This is a genomic window from Streptomyces sp. NPDC004539 (assembly GCF_040610055.1).
GTDB lineage: Bacteria > Actinomycetota > Actinomycetes > Streptomycetales > Streptomycetaceae > Streptomyces.
This window is the reverse complement of record NZ_JBEXLS010000001.1, coordinates 287,011-301,644: the sequence shown is the minus strand read 5'-3', so window position 1 is coordinate 301,644 and position 14,634 is coordinate 287,011. Positions and strand designations below refer to the sequence as shown.

The 14,634-nt window shown below is 71.0% G+C and carries 10 protein-coding genes; 5 read left to right on the top strand and 5 right to left on the bottom strand.

Annotation, left to right across the window (positions count from 1 at the left end; genetic code table 11):
* Nucleotides 1-741 (bottom strand): VOC family protein, encoded by a 741-nt coding sequence (locus ABZX85_RS01265; protein WP_355861388.1) that lies wholly within the window; start codon nucleotides 739-741, stop codon nucleotides 1-3.
* Between the two features lie 319 nt (nucleotides 742-1,060).
* Between ABZX85_RS01265 and ABZX85_RS01260 the strand changes: the two genes are divergently transcribed.
* The 5 genes from ABZX85_RS01260 (at nucleotide 1,061) to ABZX85_RS01240 (ending at nucleotide 6,520) form a co-directional block, all read left to right on the top strand.
* On the top strand, nucleotides 1,061-1,474 hold the full coding sequence (locus ABZX85_RS01260) for a MerR family transcriptional regulator (protein ID WP_355861386.1): 414 nt from the start codon (nucleotides 1,061-1,063) through the stop codon (nucleotides 1,472-1,474).
* Nucleotides 1,468-1,800, top strand: a complete 333-nt coding sequence (locus ABZX85_RS01255) for a thioredoxin domain-containing protein (RefSeq protein ID WP_355861384.1) — start codon at nucleotides 1,468-1,470, stop codon at nucleotides 1,798-1,800. The genes ABZX85_RS01260 and ABZX85_RS01255 overlap by 7 nt, the downstream gene beginning before the upstream one ends.
* Nucleotides 1,801-1,931: 131 nt before the next feature.
* Nucleotides 1,932-2,666, top strand: a complete 735-nt coding sequence (locus tag ABZX85_RS01250; RefSeq protein ID WP_355861382.1) for a hypothetical protein — start codon at nucleotides 1,932-1,934, stop codon at nucleotides 2,664-2,666.
* A 170-nt stretch (nucleotides 2,667-2,836) separates the two neighbouring features.
* Nucleotides 2,837-5,080 carry a UvrD-helicase domain-containing protein gene (locus tag ABZX85_RS01245; RefSeq protein ID WP_355861380.1) on the top strand — a complete coding sequence of 748 codons (2,244 nt, stop codon included), beginning with the start codon at nucleotides 2,837-2,839 and terminating at the stop codon, nucleotides 5,078-5,080.
* Nucleotides 5,081-5,134: 54 nt separating this feature from the next.
* Nucleotides 5,135-6,520: a cytochrome gene (locus ABZX85_RS01240; protein WP_355861378.1), complete on the top strand. Its 1,386-nt coding sequence runs from the start codon at nucleotides 5,135-5,137 to the stop codon at nucleotides 6,518-6,520.
* A gap of 21 nt (nucleotides 6,521-6,541) precedes the next feature.
* Here ABZX85_RS01240 and glgB read toward each other — a convergent pair whose 3' ends face one another.
* The 4 genes from glgB to ABZX85_RS01220 form a co-directional block, all read right to left on the bottom strand.
* A complete protein-coding gene (gene glgB / locus ABZX85_RS01235; protein ID WP_355861376.1) occupies nucleotides 6,542-8,935 on the bottom strand; it encodes a 1,4-alpha-glucan branching enzyme in 2,394 nt (797 codons plus the stop codon).
* 88 nt (nucleotides 8,936-9,023) lie between these two features.
* Nucleotides 9,024-10,649, bottom strand: coding sequence for a maltokinase (locus ABZX85_RS01230; RefSeq protein ID WP_355861374.1), 1,626 nt, complete (start codon nucleotides 10,647-10,649; stop codon nucleotides 9,024-9,026).
* 112 nt (nucleotides 10,650-10,761) lie between these two features.
* Entirely contained in the window at nucleotides 10,762-12,480 is a 1,719-nt protein-coding gene (treS, locus tag ABZX85_RS01225) for a maltose alpha-D-glucosyltransferase (RefSeq protein WP_355861372.1), read from the bottom strand.
* Complete coding sequence (locus ABZX85_RS01220) at nucleotides 12,477-14,585, bottom strand: alpha-1,4-glucan--maltose-1-phosphate maltosyltransferase (RefSeq protein WP_355861370.1); 2,109 nt, start codon at nucleotides 14,583-14,585, stop codon at nucleotides 12,477-12,479. Before ABZX85_RS01220 ends, treS begins: the two co-directional genes overlap by 4 nt.
* Nucleotides 14,586-14,634 lie beyond the last annotated feature (49 nt).

Sequence of the window (14,634 nt, the reverse complement as noted above, 5' to 3'; positions counted from 1 at the left end):
CTACCGCGCCAGCACGCAGAACTCGTGCCCGTCCGGGTCCGTCAGACACGTCCACGCGGCGTCCCCCTGGCCGACGTCCAGACCGGCCGCACCGAGGGCACCCAGCCGGTCCACCGCCGCCGCCCTGTCCTCGCCGGGACACGGCAGCAGGTCGAGGTGGACCCGGTCCGGGACGGCCTTCGGACCCGGCACCCGGAGGAACTCCAGATACGGGCCGGTCCCCTCCAGCGGGCGGAACGTCGCCTGATCGTCGCCGAGTTCGAGAGCCGGCCGACCCAGCGCCGCACCCCAGAAGCGGGCCATGTCACGCGGGTCACCACAGTCCACGACCACCGCGGCGATCGGTCCGGTGTCCCGGTAGATCTCCCGGGGTTCCAGCACACAGAACTCGTTGCCCTCGGGGTCGGCGAGAACCGTCCACGGCACGTCCTCCCCCTGGCCGACGTCGGCGGGCGTCGCGCCGAGGGACAGGAGGCGGGCGGTCAACTCGCGCTGATGCGCGGGGGAGTTCGTGGCGAGGTCGAGGTGGACCCGGTTCTTCACCGCCGCCTTGGCCTCCGGGACGGGGACGACATCGATGCCCAGGACAACCGGGTCCGGCCAGACGAGGCCGCCCGGGGGACCGACGTACGTCGTCACTTCAGGGGCGTACGCCGTCCACCCGAGCGCCTGCGCCCAGAACCGCCCGACCGCCGGGGCGTCGAGGGCCTTGATGTTGATGTGGGCGGGGCGCAGCGGCATGGGGCGATCCTATGGGGGCGCCTCGCGGCGGCATGGGCCTCGCGGTGAAACGTGCCAGGTTGCGGACCACGCCGGGTGGAGAACGTGCCTTCCGCCGCCACCGGCTCTCCGCCGCCTTCCCCCAACCCGTCAGGTGCCCCTCCGCGACCGGCTCGCCGGCATCCCCGCGTGACGCGCCCGCAGTCAGGCCGATCGCCCGGCCGCCCCCCCCGCGACCAGCGAAATCGTCAAGGAAGGCCCCCCACGCGACTCCACAGAACGCCACCCCACCCCCAACCCCCTTGCCTTGACGCCCGCGTCAACCCCTACGTTCGTGGACATGCGAATCGGCGAGCTGGCCGCCCGCACGGGCGCCACGACACGGGCACTGCGGTACTACGAGGCACGGGGGCTGCTCCCCGCGCGGCGGGACGGGCAGGGGCATCGGGCGTACGGCGAGGAGGACGTGCGGCTGCTTCAGCAGATTCGGACGCTGAGGGACTTCGGGTTCGAGCTGGAGGAGACGCGGCCGTTCGTGGAGTGTCTGCGGGCGGGGCATCCGGAAGGGGATTCCTGTCCGGCGTCACTTGCGGTGTACCGCCGCAAGCTCGACGAACTCGACGCGCTGATCGGGGAATTGCGGGCGGTGCGGGAGAAGGTCGCGGGACAGCTCGACCGCGCGGAGCGGGCCAAGGACGCGCTCGCCGCGGAGTTGACGGAACCGGAATGCGAAATGGGAGGCGGAACATGGTGATCGACGTGACGGACGGGAATTTCGAGGACGAGGTCATCCGGGCGGAACTGCCGGTGCTGGTGGAGTTCACGGCCGACTGGTGTCCCCCGTGCCGGCAGATGAAACCGGTGCTGGAGGCGCTGGCGTCGGAAGAGGGCGAGCGGCTGAAGGTCGTACAACTCGACGTGGACCGCAATCCGTTGACGACGAACGCGTACAAAGTCCTTTCCATGCCCACCTTTTTGGTGTTCAGGAATGGTGAACCGGTGAAAGCGATGGTGGGGGCGCGACCGAAGCGGCGGATTCTCGCGGAACTCGAAGAGGTGATTGTGCCCAGTAGTGCATGAATATTGAACTTCCCGCGCTTTGATTTTGTTTTACCTTTTCGACCTTTCTGGCGCCCTGAAAATCGATATACGTTTCAGGTCGATCGGACGTGGGAGCCCTCCCACGCATCCCCCCACGAAAGGCCCTTTACGTGAAGTCGCTTTTCACAGGCGTCACGGCGCTCGCCGCCACCGGTTTCCTGCTGGCCGGCGCGGCGGGCGCGCACGCGGCGGACGACAACTGGTACGACCAGTCGGCACTGCTCACGTCCTGCCAGCAGAACGTGGACGGCCTCGGCAAGGCGGACCGCTGCCGGTTCGAACCGGCGAAGCGCGAGGTGTTCACCGGCGCCGCCAGACAGGTCGGCTCGACGGTGCACGCCTGCTCCACGAAGGTCGGCGTCGGCCGCCAGACGACGGAGTCCCGCACGGAAGAGGACAGCATCAGCGTCTCGGCCGGCGTCGAGGCGGGCCTGTCGAAGATATTCAGCGCCTCGATCCAGACGAGTTACGGCCACTCCTGGTCGTACTCCACCTCGGAGACCGAGGAGGTCAACGGCGAGGTGCCGCCGTACTCCATCGGGCTGGTGACGCTCGCCCCCGCCTATCAGCGGGTGACGGGCCGGATGGTCATCAACTATCCGAAGCGCCGCCACGGCCACTACGAGTGGTACGCGTACCCGACGCTCACCCAGTACGACCCCGACGAGATGCAGTTCTCGACGGCCACGGTCGACTCCCGCCCGATGACGGCGAACGAGCGCAAGTCGATGTGCAACGGCCAGGGCGGTACGGCGAACCCGCCCGCCGCGAGCCACGTCGTGATCCACCTGGCGCGGCCGGGCTATCGCCAGGGCGCGGAGCTGTCGGCGAAGCCGAAGAACTGACCGCATCCCGGAATGCGGAAAACCCCCGAGCGAGATTGCGCTCGGGGGTTTTCACGGCGTATATTCAATGGTTCGTGACTTCCTTCACGGAAATCACAGAAGAAGCTCGACGAGCACAGTATATCCGGCCGGGAGTGGAATTGTCAAACACCGACTTTCAAGACGGTGAAATGCGCGCGGAGCAGGAATTCATCGACGGCCTGTACGCGCGGGTCGACGCCCTGCGCGGCGACACCGAGACGTCCGTCACCACCGCCCTCGCCCAGGGCAACACCCCGATGCAGGCGCGGCTGGAGCGGGACATCCTGGTCGCCGAGCGCTCGGGCCTGCTGGCCGCGCTGAACGCGGTCGACGGCTCGCTCTGCTTCGGCCGGATCGACCTCGCGAAGGGTGACGTCCACCACATCGGCCGGATCGGGCTGCGCCTGGACGACGCCGAGCGCACCCCCGTCCTCATCGACTGGCGCGCGGACGTCGCCCGCCCCTTCTACCTCGCCACCGGCCACACCCCGATGGGCCTGCGCCGACGGCGCCACATCACGACCGACGGCCGTACGGTCACCGCGCTGCACGACGAGATCCTCGACCTCGGCGACCACGAGCGCACCGGCCACGAGGACCCGACCGGCGACGCCGTCCTGCTCGCCGCCCTCGGCGCGGCCCGCACCGGCCGCATGAACGACATCGTGCAGACCATCCAGGCCGAACAGGACGAGATCATCCGCGCCCCGCACAAGGGCGTCCTGGTCGTCGAGGGCGGCCCCGGCACCGGCAAGACCGCCGTCGCCCTGCACCGCGCGGCCTATCTCCTGTACGAACACCGGGAGTTGCTCGCCAAGCGGGCCGTCCTCATCGTCGGCCCCAACCCCGCCTTCCTCGGCTACATCGGCGAGGTGCTGCCGGCGCTCGGCGAGACCGGCGTGCTCCTCGCGACCGTCGGCGAGCTGTACCCGGGCGTGAAGGCGACGGCCACCGACACCCCCGAGTCGGCCGCGGTGAAGGGGAGTCCGGCGATGGCCGACGTCCTCGCCGCCGTCGTCCGCGACCGGCAGGCGCTGCCCGATCCGGTGATCGCCGTCGTCCACGACCGCGAAGTCCTCATGCTGGACGACGGGTTGGTGAAGGTCGCGCGCGAACGCACCCGGGCCGCGCGGCTGCCGCACAACGTGGCCCGCGAACACTTCGAGGGGCACATCCTCAACACACTGACCGAGCTGTACGCCGAACGCGTCGGCACCGACCCGTACGACGGGAGCAGCCTCCTCGACGCGAGCGACATCACGCAGATCCGCGACGAACTCGCCGAGAACCCCGAAGTCTGGTCGGCCATCGAGCGGTTGTGGCCCCTGCTGACCCCGCGCCGGGTCCTGGCCGACTTCCTCGCGGAGCCCGACGCGTACGTCCACGACGAGGACGCCGCCGCGATCAGGCGCCCGGTCACCCGGGGGTGGACGGTCGCGGACGTCCCGCTGCTCGACGAACTCGCCGAACTCCTCGGCATCGACGAACGCCGGGCCCGGGAGCTGGCCGACCGGGAACGGGAAGAGCAGGTCGCTTACGCACAGGGCGTGCTGGACGTCTCCTACGCGTCCCGGACCTACGAGTTCGAGGACAAGGACGAGGAGGACTCCGAGGTGCTGTCGGCGCACGACATCATCGACGCCGAACGGTTCGCCGAACGGCAGGAGGAGGAGGACTTCCGCAGCGCCGCCGAGCGCGCGGCGGCCGACCGGACCTGGGCGTTCGGGCACATCATCGTCGACGAGGCGCAGGAACTCTCCCCGATGGCCTGGCGGTTGCTCATGCGGCGCAGCCCCACCCGGTCCATGACCCTGGTCGGCGACCCCGCGCAGACCGCCGAGGCCGCCGGGGTCGGCTCCTGGCAGGGCATCCTCGGCCCCTACGTCGAGGACCGCTGGGAACACGCCCGGCTCGGCGTCAACTACCGCACGCCCGCCGAGATCATGGACGTCGCGGCGGCCGTCGTCCGCGCCGAGCGGCCCGACTTCGAACCCCCGAGGTCCGTACGGGCCACCGGAGTCCGGCCCTGGTCCTGGCGCACGGACGACCTGCCGGCCGCCGTGGAGAAGGCGGTTGCCGAACTCACGCCCACCGAGGGCCGGTTGGCGGTCGTCGCGCCGCGCGCCCTGCACCAGGAGATCGCCGCACGGCTCGACGGCGTCACGGCCGGGACGGAACCCGACCTCACCCGGACTGTCGTCCTCCTCGACCCCCGCCAGTCCAAGGGGCTCGAATTCGACTCCGTCCTCGTCGTCGAACCCGGCGCGTACGGCACGAGCGACCTGTACGTGGCGCTCACCCGGGCCACCCAGCGGCTCGGCGTGGTCCATACCGATGAGCTGCCGAAGGCGCTCGCCGGGACACTTGAGTCACGGGGGATCACACCGGCGTAACAGTTCATGTGAGCGTCACTGCGCGTGCACGGCCGGTGCGGTAAGCGTGGGCACATGAACACCCCCGCACACCCCACCCCACCGGCCGACGGCCCCGCCCTCGGCTCCCTCCCCGTGGAACCGCTGCTCACCGCCGAGTTCGACGCCGACCCCGGCGCCGTCTACACCCGGCTGCGCGGCACCTACGGCTCCGTCGCGCCCGTCGGGCTGATGGGGGTGCCGGTGTGGCTCGTCCTGGACTACCGGGACGTCCTGGAGGTGCTGCGCAACGACACCCTCTGGCGGCGCGACGTACGGTACTGGCGGGCCCGCGCCCACGGCGAACTCCCGCCGGACTGGCCCCTGCTGGCCGGGTACGAGGTCCGCCAGACCATGTTCATGGACGGCGACGAGCACCAGTCCGCCCGTACCGTCCTGCACTCCGCCCTCGGCCCCTTCCAGAACGCCCGCAGCCCCGAGGGCTGGGAACTGCGCACGGCGGTCGCCAAGTACGCCGACGAACTGGTCACCCTGCTCGCCGCCGAGTCCGGCACGACCGGCCACGCCGACCTCGGCGCGCAGTACACCCGGCCGCTGCTCCTCATGGTCACCACGAAGCTGTTCGGCTGCCCCGTCGACCTCGGCGACGAACTCGTCATGGACCTCTGGCGGATGCTCGACGGCGGACCCGACGCCGGTGCCGCCACCGCCCGCGCCCTCGGCGCCTTCACCCGGCTCGCCGCCCACCGCAGGGCCCGCCCCGGCGACGACCTGACCTCCTATCTCCTGCTCGCCGACCCCGAGTTGAGCGACGAACAGCTCGGCCGGGAGCTGTTCATGCACGCCGTGTACCTGAACGACATCACCGGGAACATGGTCCTCAACACGCTCCTCGAAGTGCTGCGCGGCAACGCGACCGTCCGGCGCAGCCTGTCCGCCGGGCAGTTGGGGGAGACCGTCAACCGGGCGGCGCTCGCCAATCCGCCGGTCGCCAACATGTGCTTCCGGTTCGCCGCCCGCGACACCCGGCTCGGGAGCTACCTCATCCGGGCGGGGGACGTCGTCTGCCCCTCGGCCGCCGCCGCGCACCAGGACCTCCTGGAGATCGGCGCCTCCCACATGGTCGGCTCCACCGTCTCCACCCGGGCCCACCTCGGCTGGGGCGCCGGACCCCACCAATGCCCCACCGCTGCCCGCGAGTTGGGCACCCTGCTGGTCACCACCGCCGTCGGCAAGCTCTTCGACCACTTCACCAGACTCGAACTCGCCCTCCCGCACGACCAGTTGCCCTGGAGATCGGGCGCGGTCGTGCGGGGGCTGCGAGTGCTGCCCGTGCGGTACGAGCTGGCGCCGGGGACCGTGATCCGGCGGGCCGAGCCGGCGCGGGAGCCGGGGGCCGAGGGGAAGGGGCTGCTGGCGGCTTTGCGGAGGGTCATGTTCGGGGCGAAGAAGGAGAGTTGACGCCCGTGGACGCGCGACGGCCTACGCCGGGCGCAGCCAGACCGTCGACAGCGGGGGCAGGGTCAGGGTGAGGGACGCCGGGCGGCCGTGCCACGGCGTCGACTCCGGCTTCAGCTCGTCGGGGTGGACGACCCCGCTGCCGCCGTACACCGCCGAGTCGGTGTTGAGGAGTTCGGTCCAGGCCGGGACCGAGTCCGGGACGCCGACGCGGTAGTCGGGGCGGACCGTGGGGGAGAGGTGGGTGACCGCGAGGAGGGGGGTGCCGTCGGCCGCCCTGCGCAGGAACGCGAAGACGTTGTCGTCGGCCGCGTCGCCCGCGATCCACTCGAAGCCGTCCGGGGTCGTGTCGCGCTGCCAGAGCGAGGGATGCGCGCGGTAGGCCGCGTTCAGGTCGCGGACCAGGTCCCGCACCCCCCGGTGGTCCGCCTCCGCGCCGTACGCCGGGTCCAGGAGCCACCAGTCCGGGCCGTGCGCCTCCGACCACTCCGCGCCCTGCGCGAACTCCTGGCCCATGAAGAGGAGTTGCTTGCCGGGGTGGGCCCACATGAAGGCCAGGTAGGCGCGGAGGTTCGCCCGCTGCTGCCACCAGTCGCCCGGCATCTTCGACACCAGCGACCGCTTGCCGTGCACCACTTCGTCGTGGGAGATCGGCAACACGTAGTTCTCGCTGTACGCGTAGACCATCGAGAACGTCATCTCGCCGTGGTGGTAGGCGCGGTGGACCGGGTCGTGGGCCATGTAGTCCAGCGAGTCGTGCATCCAGCCCATGTTCCACTTCAGGCCGAACCCGAGGCCCCCCGAGTCCGTCGCCCGCGTCACGCCGTCCCACGCCGTGGACTCCTCGGCGACCGTCACGACCCCCGGGCAGCGCCGGTAGACCGTCGCGTTCATCTCCTGGAGGAACGCCACCGCGTCCAGGTTCTCCCGGCCGCCGTACGCGTTCGGCGACCACTGCCCCGGCTCGCGCGAATAGTCCAGGTACAGCATCGAGGCGACCGCGTCCACGCGCAGCCCGTCGATGTGGAACTCCTCGCACCAGTACACGGCGTTCGCCACCAGGAAGTTGCGCACCTCCCGGCGCCCGTAGTCGAACTCCAGCGTCCCCCAGTCGGGATGCGCGGCCCGCTGCGGGTCCTCGTGCTCGTACAGCGGACGCCCGTCGAACTCGGCCAACGCCCAGTCGTCGCGCGGGAAATGGGCCGGCACCCAGTCCATGAGGACGCCGATCCCGGCCCGGTGCAGCGCGTCCACCAGGTACCGGAAGTCGTCCGGGGAGCCGAGGCGGGCCGTCGGCGCGTAGAAGCCTGTGACCTGGTAGCCCCACGAGCCGCCGAAGGGGTGCTCGGCGACGGGGAGGAACTCGACATGCGTGAAGCCGAGTTCGCGCACGTAGGCGGGGAGCTGATCTGCCAGTTGACGATACGTCAGCCCCGGGCGCCAGGACGCGAGATGGACCTCGTACACCGAGAACGGGGCCTCGTGGACGGGGGTGTCCGCGCGGTGCGCCAGCCAGTCGGCGTCGCCCCACGCGTAGTGCGAGGCCGTGACGATCGACGCCGTCTGGGGCGGAACCTGGGTGCGGCGGGCCATTGGGTCGGCGCGCAGGGTCTTCGAACCGTCGGGGCGGGTGATCTCGAACTTGTACAGCTCGCCCTCCCCGATGCCGGGGACGAACAGCTCCCAGACGCCGGTGGAGCCCAGGGAGCGCATCGGGAAGCCGGTGCCGTCCCAGAAGTTGAAGGTGCCGGCGATACGGACGCCCCGCGCGTTCGGCGCCCAGAGCGCGAACCGGGTGCCGGTGACGCCGTCGTGGGTCGTGGGGTGCGCGCCGAGCGCCGTCCAGAGCTGCTCGTGCCGGCCCTCGCCGATCAGGTGCAGGTCGAGATCGCCGAGGGTGGGGAGGAAGCGGTAGGCGTCGTGGGTGTCGTGCGTGGTGCCGTCGTACTCGATCGACAGGCGGTAGGCGGGGGTCGCCGGGGCCGGGTCCGGCAGCAGCAACGAGAAGAAACCGTTTCCGTCGTCTTGCAGGGGGTGGCGGATGCCGTCGGGCGTGACGGCGGTGACCGCGCGGGCGTACGGACGGAAGGCACGGATCGCGGTCCCGCCGGCGGGGGCCGGGTGGGCGCCGAGGACGGAGTGCGGGGCGTGGTGCGTGCCCGTGAGGAGCCGGTCCTGGTCGGGGCGGGGGACGGCCGGGTCGAAGGGGGGCGCGGGGACGGGGGGCGGTACGGCGGCCCGCGCGGTGGCCTGCGCGGCGGGCGTCTCCTCGGGAGGCGACTTTCTCGCCGGGGCCTTCTTGGGCGTCGCCTTCTTCGCCGCGGCCTTTTGTGGCACCGCTTTCTGTTGCGCCGCTTTCTGTGGCACCGCCTTCTTCGCGGCCGGCTTCTTCTTCGGGTTCGGCGCACCGGACGTCACGGGCGGGGCCTCCTGGGGAGTCGAGGTGAGTCGAAGGGGAGCGAGAGAGGGCGAAGGGGGGCGAAGGGGGCTAGGGGAGTCGAGGGGGTCAGGTGGGTTCGTGTGCGGCGAGCCGCCGGATCGCGGAGAGGGGGACGGGGAGCCAGTCGGGGCGGTGCCGGGCCTCGTACACCACCTCGTAGATCGCCTTGTCGGTCTCGTACGCCCGCAGCAGTACCGGGTCGGTGCGCGGGTCGACGCCGGTGACCTGCGCGTATCCCGAGCAGTACGCCGCCCGGCAGGCCGTCGCCCACTGCGGTACGGGCGGTTCCGCGGAGTGCGCCGCGTAGTCGAACGACCGCAGCATTCCGGCGACGTCCCGCACGGCCGGCTGGGGCATCCGCCGCTCGGCGAGGGGCCGCGCGGGCTCCCCCTCGAAGTCGATGAGCAGCCACCTCCCGGCGGGCGTCCGCAGACACTGCCCGAGGTGCAGGTCGCCGTGTATCCGCTGGGCCACCCAGGTGTGCCCCTCGCCCGCCAGCTCCCCGAGCGCCCCGAACGCCGTCCGCAGCCCCGCCTCGTACGGCCGCAGCGACGGCACCGCCGCCACCGCCGCCTCCAGCCGCCGCACCATCCCCTCGACCAGCGGCCCCAGTTGGGCCTGCCCGAGCGTGACGGTCGGCAACGCGCGCGCCAGCGCCTGATGCACCTCGGCGGTGGCCCGGCCGAGCGCGCGGGCGTCCTCGGCGAAGCGGACGGGCTGGGCGTGAGGGGGGAGGGGGACGTCGGTGAACTCCCGGTCGTCCGCGGTGAGACCCCGGCCGTCGGCGGAGTTCCGGTCGGCCGGCCCGCGTATTCGGCCGGGCGGCGGGAGCACGCCGGGGGCGTCCGGGGCGCCGGTCCGCCGGGCGTCGGGAGGTGTGGCGTCGGGAGGCGTGGCGGGGGGCGGCTCGAAGGCGTCGTACCCGTCGGCGCCGGTGCGCTCGACGGTGTCGTACCCGTCGGCGTCGTACGCCCCTGTCTCGAACTCCCCGAGTTCCTTGCCCACCCCTTGCAGGGCGAGTTCCCAGCCGTCCACCGCGTCGGGGACGTACCGCTGGGCCACGCCGAGGACCCAGGGCTCGGTGCCGACCTCGGCGCTGATCCAGCCGACGGGGTCGGGGACGCGGTCGCAGTGTTCGCGGGTGAGGGCGAGGGGGAGTTCCAGGTCGGGGTTGACGCCGGGGACGACTCGGCGCAGGAGCTTCAGGATGAACGTATCTCCATAGATCACCGAGGAGTTGGACTGCTCGGCGGTGACCATGCGGGGGACGAGGCCGGGGCGGATCTCGGCGCCGGGGGTGCGGGCGAACCGCAGATCGCCCACGCGGGCGTCGGAGCGGATCGCTTCGAGGAGGACCTCGGCCGGCCAGGGGTCGTGGAGGGCGTCGTAGTAGGTACGGCCGTCGACCTCGCCGATCCGGGCGGGCGCCAGATGCGGCGGCAGGGTCTCGCGCGCGGCGATGAGGAGCTGGTAGCAGTCACCGGGGCCGTCGCCCTGCGTCGCGCGGGCCAGGACGTGGTGGAGGGCGAGGCGTCCGCCGGTCGGCAGTAGCTCCGTCACGGAAACCGGGGTGAAACCGGTTACCGGCAGCCCTTTCCCCGCGAACCACCGCTGCCGGGGCAGCCATTCGCGCAGCAGGGGGGCCAGCGACCGGAGCAGGTCGGGGCCGGGACGCAGAGCCGTGTCCACCATGACGTCGTCCTTTCCCCGGGGACCCGAACGGGCCGAAGGGGTAGGGGTGTGAGTGAGCGTGCCCCGGGCGGGGCGGCGGAAACCGCCCCGCCCGGACCTTCTGCCGGAGGCGTCAGCCGGGGTTCCCCCGCAGCCGGAACCAGTAGAAACCGTGTCCCGCGAGCGTGAGCAGGTACGGCAGTTCACCGACCGCCGGGAACCGCACCCCGCCGAACAGCTCCACCGGATGCCGTCCGCCGAACCGGCTGAGGTCCAGCTCGGTGGGCTGCGCGAACCGCGAGAAGTTGTGGACGCACAGCACCACGTCGTCCCCGCCGTCCTTCGACACGGGGGCCTCCCGCAGGAACGCCAGCACCGCCGCGTTGCTGGACGGCAGTTCCGTGAACGAGCCGAGCCCGAACGCCGGGTTCTGCTTGCGGATCTCGATCATCCGGCGCGTCCAGTGCAGCAGCGACGACGGCGACGACATCGACGCCTCGACGTTGCTGACCTGGTAGCCGTAGACCGGGTCCATGATCGTCGGCAGGTAGAGCCGGCCCGGATCGCAGGACGAGAAGCCCGCGTTGCGGTCCGGCGTCCACTGCATCGGGGTGCGCACCGCGTCCCGGTCGCCGAGCCAGATGTTGTCGCCCATGCCGATCTCGTCGCCGTAGTAGAGGATCGGCGAGCCCGGCAGCGACAGCAACAGGGCGGTGAACAGCTCGATCTGGTTGCGGTCGTTGTCGAGGAGCGGCGAAAGCCTGCGCCGGATACCGATGTTGGCGCGCATCCGAGGGTCCTTGGCGTACTCCGCGTACATGTAGTCGCGTTCCTCGTCGGTGACCATCTCCAGCGTCAACTCGTCGTGGTTGCGCAGGAAGATGCCCCACTGGCAGTTCGAGGGGATCGCCGGGGTCTTCGCGAGGATCTCCGAGACCGGGTAGCGCGACTCGCGCCGCACGGCCATGAAGATGCGGGGCATGACGGGGAAGTGGAACGCCATGTGGCACTCGTCGCCGCCGGAGGAGTAGTCGCCGAAGTAGTCGACGACGTCCTCGGGCCACTGGTTGGCCTCGGCGAGCAGCACGGTGTCCGGGTAGCTCGCGTCGATCTCCTTGCGCACCCGCTTGAGGAACTCGTGGCTTGCAGGAAGGTTTTCGCAGTTCGTTCCCTCGGCGGCGTACAGATACGGCACGGCGTCCAGCCGGAAGCCGTCGATGCCGAGGTCCAGCCAGAACTTCAGCGCCGAGATCATCTCGTCCTGCACGGCCGGGTTCTCGTAGTTGAGGTCCGGCTGGTGGGAGAAGAACCGGTGGAAGAAGTACTGCTTGCGGACCGGGTCGAAGGTCCAGTTGGAGACCTCGGTGTCGACGAAGATGATCCGCGCGTCCGGGTAGCTCTTGTCGTCGTCGGCCCACATGTAGTAGTCGCCGTACGGGCCTTGGGGGTCCTTGCGGGACTCCTGGAACCACGGGTGCTGGTCGCTCGTGTGGTTCATGACGACGTCGATGATGACGCGCATCCCGCGCTGGTGGGCGGCGTCCACGAACTCCACGAAGTCGGCCAGGTCACCGAACTCCGGGAGCACCGACGTGTAGTCGGAGACGTCGTAACCGCCGTCCTTCAGCGGCGACTTGAAGAACGGCGGGAGCCACAGGCAGTCCACGCCGAGCCACTGGAGGTAGTCGAGTCTGGCGGTCAGCCCCTTCAGGTCGCCGACGCCGTCGCCGTTGGAGTCCTGGAAGGAGCGGACCAGCACCTCGTAGAACACGGCGCGTTTGAACCACTCGGGGTCGCGGTCCTTCGCGGGGGTGTCCTCGAAGGTGTCCGGTACGGGTTCGTTGACCATCATCGTGTGGCTGACCCTCCGCTCTGCGGGTAGGACGGTCGCAGGACCGTGAGGACGTGCGCCGGCCGGGAACCCGGTTCCAGGCGTACGTAGTTGGTCCTGCCCCAGTGATAGACCTCGCCGGTCAGCTCGTCGCGGACCGGCACCCGCTCGTGCCAGTCCAGGCCGAGCGACGGCATGTCCAACGAGACCGTAGCCTCCTGGGTGTGGTGGGGGTCGAGATTGACGACGGTCAGCACCGTGTTCGACCCGGACGTCTTCGAGTAGACGAGCACCGCGTCCTTGTCGGCCTCGTGGAACCGCAGGTTCCTCAGCTGCCGCAGCGCCGGACTGGACCGGCGGACCTCGTTGAGGCGCGTGAGCAGCGGCGCGATGCTCGGCGCCGACTCCCAGTCCCGGGGCCGGAGTTGGTACTTCTCCGAGTCGAGGTACTCCTCGCTGCCCGGCTTCAGCGGCGTGTTCTCGCAGAGTTCGTAGCCGCTGTACACCCCCCACGACGGGGACAGGGTCGCCGCCAGCACCGCCCGTGCCTCGAACGCCGGACGGCCGCCGTGCTGGAGGTACTCGTGCAGGATGTCCGGGGTGTTGGCGAAGAAGTTCGGCCGCATCGACGCGGCCGTCTCCTGCGACAACTCCGTCAGGTACTCGGTGAGTTCGGCCTTGGAGTTGCGCCAGGTGAAGTACGTGTACGACTGCTGGAAGCCGATCTCGCCGAGCGTGCGCATCATCGCGGGCCGGGTGAACGCCTCCGCGAGGAACACGACGTCCGGGTCGGTGCGGCCGATCTCGCCGATCACCCGCTCCCAGAACACCACCGGTTTCGTGTGCGGGTTGTCGACGCGGAAGATCCGTACGCCGACCGCCATCCAGTGCCGCAGCACCCGCAGCGTCTCCGCGACCAGGCCGTCCAGGTCCGCGTCGAACGCGATGGGGTAGATGTCCTGGTACTTCTTCGGCGGGTTCTCGGCGTACGCGATCGTGCCGTCGGCGCGGTGGTGGAACCACTCCGGGTGCTTCTCGACCCACGGGTGGTCCGGCGAGCACTGCAACGCGAAGTCGAGCGCGATCTCCAGGCCCAGACCGGCCGCCCGCGCCACGAACCACGCGAAGTCGTCCAGGGTGCCGAGCGCCGGGTGCACCGCGTCGTGACCGCCCTCCGCGGAGCCGATCGCCCACGGCACGCCGACGTCGTCCGCGTCCGGCGTGAGGGAGTTGTTGCGGCCCTTGCGGAACGTCCTGCCGATGGGGTGGATCGGGGGGAGGTAGACGACGTCGAAGCCCATCGCGGCGATCGCCGGGAGGCGCCGGGCCGCCGTGCGGAACGTGCCGTGCGGTTCCTCCGGCGTCCCCTCCGAACGCGGGAAGAACTCGTACCAGGAGCCGAACAGGGCCCGTTCCCGCTCCACCAGCAGCGGCAGCTCCTCGGAGGAGGTGACCAGTTCGCGCAGCGGATGCGCGGCGAGGACCGCGTCGACCTCGGGGGTGAGGGCGGCGCGCAGCCGGTCGGCGGGGGAGCGGGTGTCGTCCCTGAGAGCCACGACGGCGACGTCCAGGGCCGTGGACTTAGCGGGCACGCGTTCGTGCAGCCGCGCCCCCTCCTCCAGGACCAGTTCGACGTCGAGCCCGGCCGGGATCTTGATGCGGGCGTGGTGCCGCCAGGTGGCGATCGGGTCGCTCCACGCCTCGACGGCGTACGTCCAGAGTCCTGGGGCGTCGGGGGTGACCTCCGCGCCCCACCGGTCGGTCCCGGGGGCGAGTTCCCGCATCCGGGTGAAGGGGGCCGTGCGGCCCGTGTGGTCCTTGAGTACGACATTCGCGGCCACGGCGTCGTGGCCCTCTCGGAAGACGGTGGCCGAGACCTCGAAGGTCTCGCCGGTGACCGCCTTGGCGGGCCTGCGGCCCCGCTGGACGACCGGGCGGATGTCCAGCACGGGTATCCGGCCGGTCACGGGGGGCGGGGCGGCGGGCGCCGGGGAGTCCGGCGTCGTCGGGGAGCCCGGTGGCGCGTCCGGTCGGGAGGCCGCCGGGGGAACGGTTCGGGGACCGGAGGGTCGCTCCGGTTCGGGACGGGGTGTCGGGGGTGCCGACGGGCGTTGTGTGGCGGGCATGACCGCTCCTGTCCGCGTCAACGAGGGTGGGCGGAGAGTGTGGGGAGGT

Excerpts from the sequence above, each read along its gene's own strand:
- ABZX85_RS01265 (WP_355861388.1), bottom strand. The coding sequence starts at position 741 with ATGCCGCTGCGCCCCGCCCACATCAACATCAAGGCCCTCGACGCCCCG.
- ABZX85_RS01260 (WP_355861386.1), top strand. The coding sequence starts at position 1,061 with ATGCGAATCGGCGAGCTGGCCGCCCGCACGGGCGCCACGACACGGGCA.
- ABZX85_RS01255 (WP_355861384.1), top strand. The coding sequence starts at position 1,468 with ATGGTGATCGACGTGACGGACGGGAATTTCGAGGACGAGGTCATCCGG.
- ABZX85_RS01245 (WP_355861380.1), top strand. The coding sequence starts at position 2,837 with ATGCGCGCGGAGCAGGAATTCATCGACGGCCTGTACGCGCGGGTCGAC.
- ABZX85_RS01240 (WP_355861378.1), top strand. The coding sequence starts at position 5,135 with ATGAACACCCCCGCACACCCCACCCCACCGGCCGACGGCCCCGCCCTC.
- ABZX85_RS01230 (WP_355861374.1), bottom strand. The coding sequence starts at position 10,649 with ATGGTGGACACGGCTCTGCGTCCCGGCCCCGACCTGCTCCGGTCGCTG.
- treS (WP_355861372.1), bottom strand. The coding sequence starts at position 12,480 with ATGATGGTCAACGAACCCGTACCGGACACCTTCGAGGACACCCCCGCG.
- ABZX85_RS01220 (WP_355861370.1), bottom strand. The coding sequence starts at position 14,585 with ATGCCCGCCACACAACGCCCGTCGGCACCCCCGACACCCCGTCCCGAA.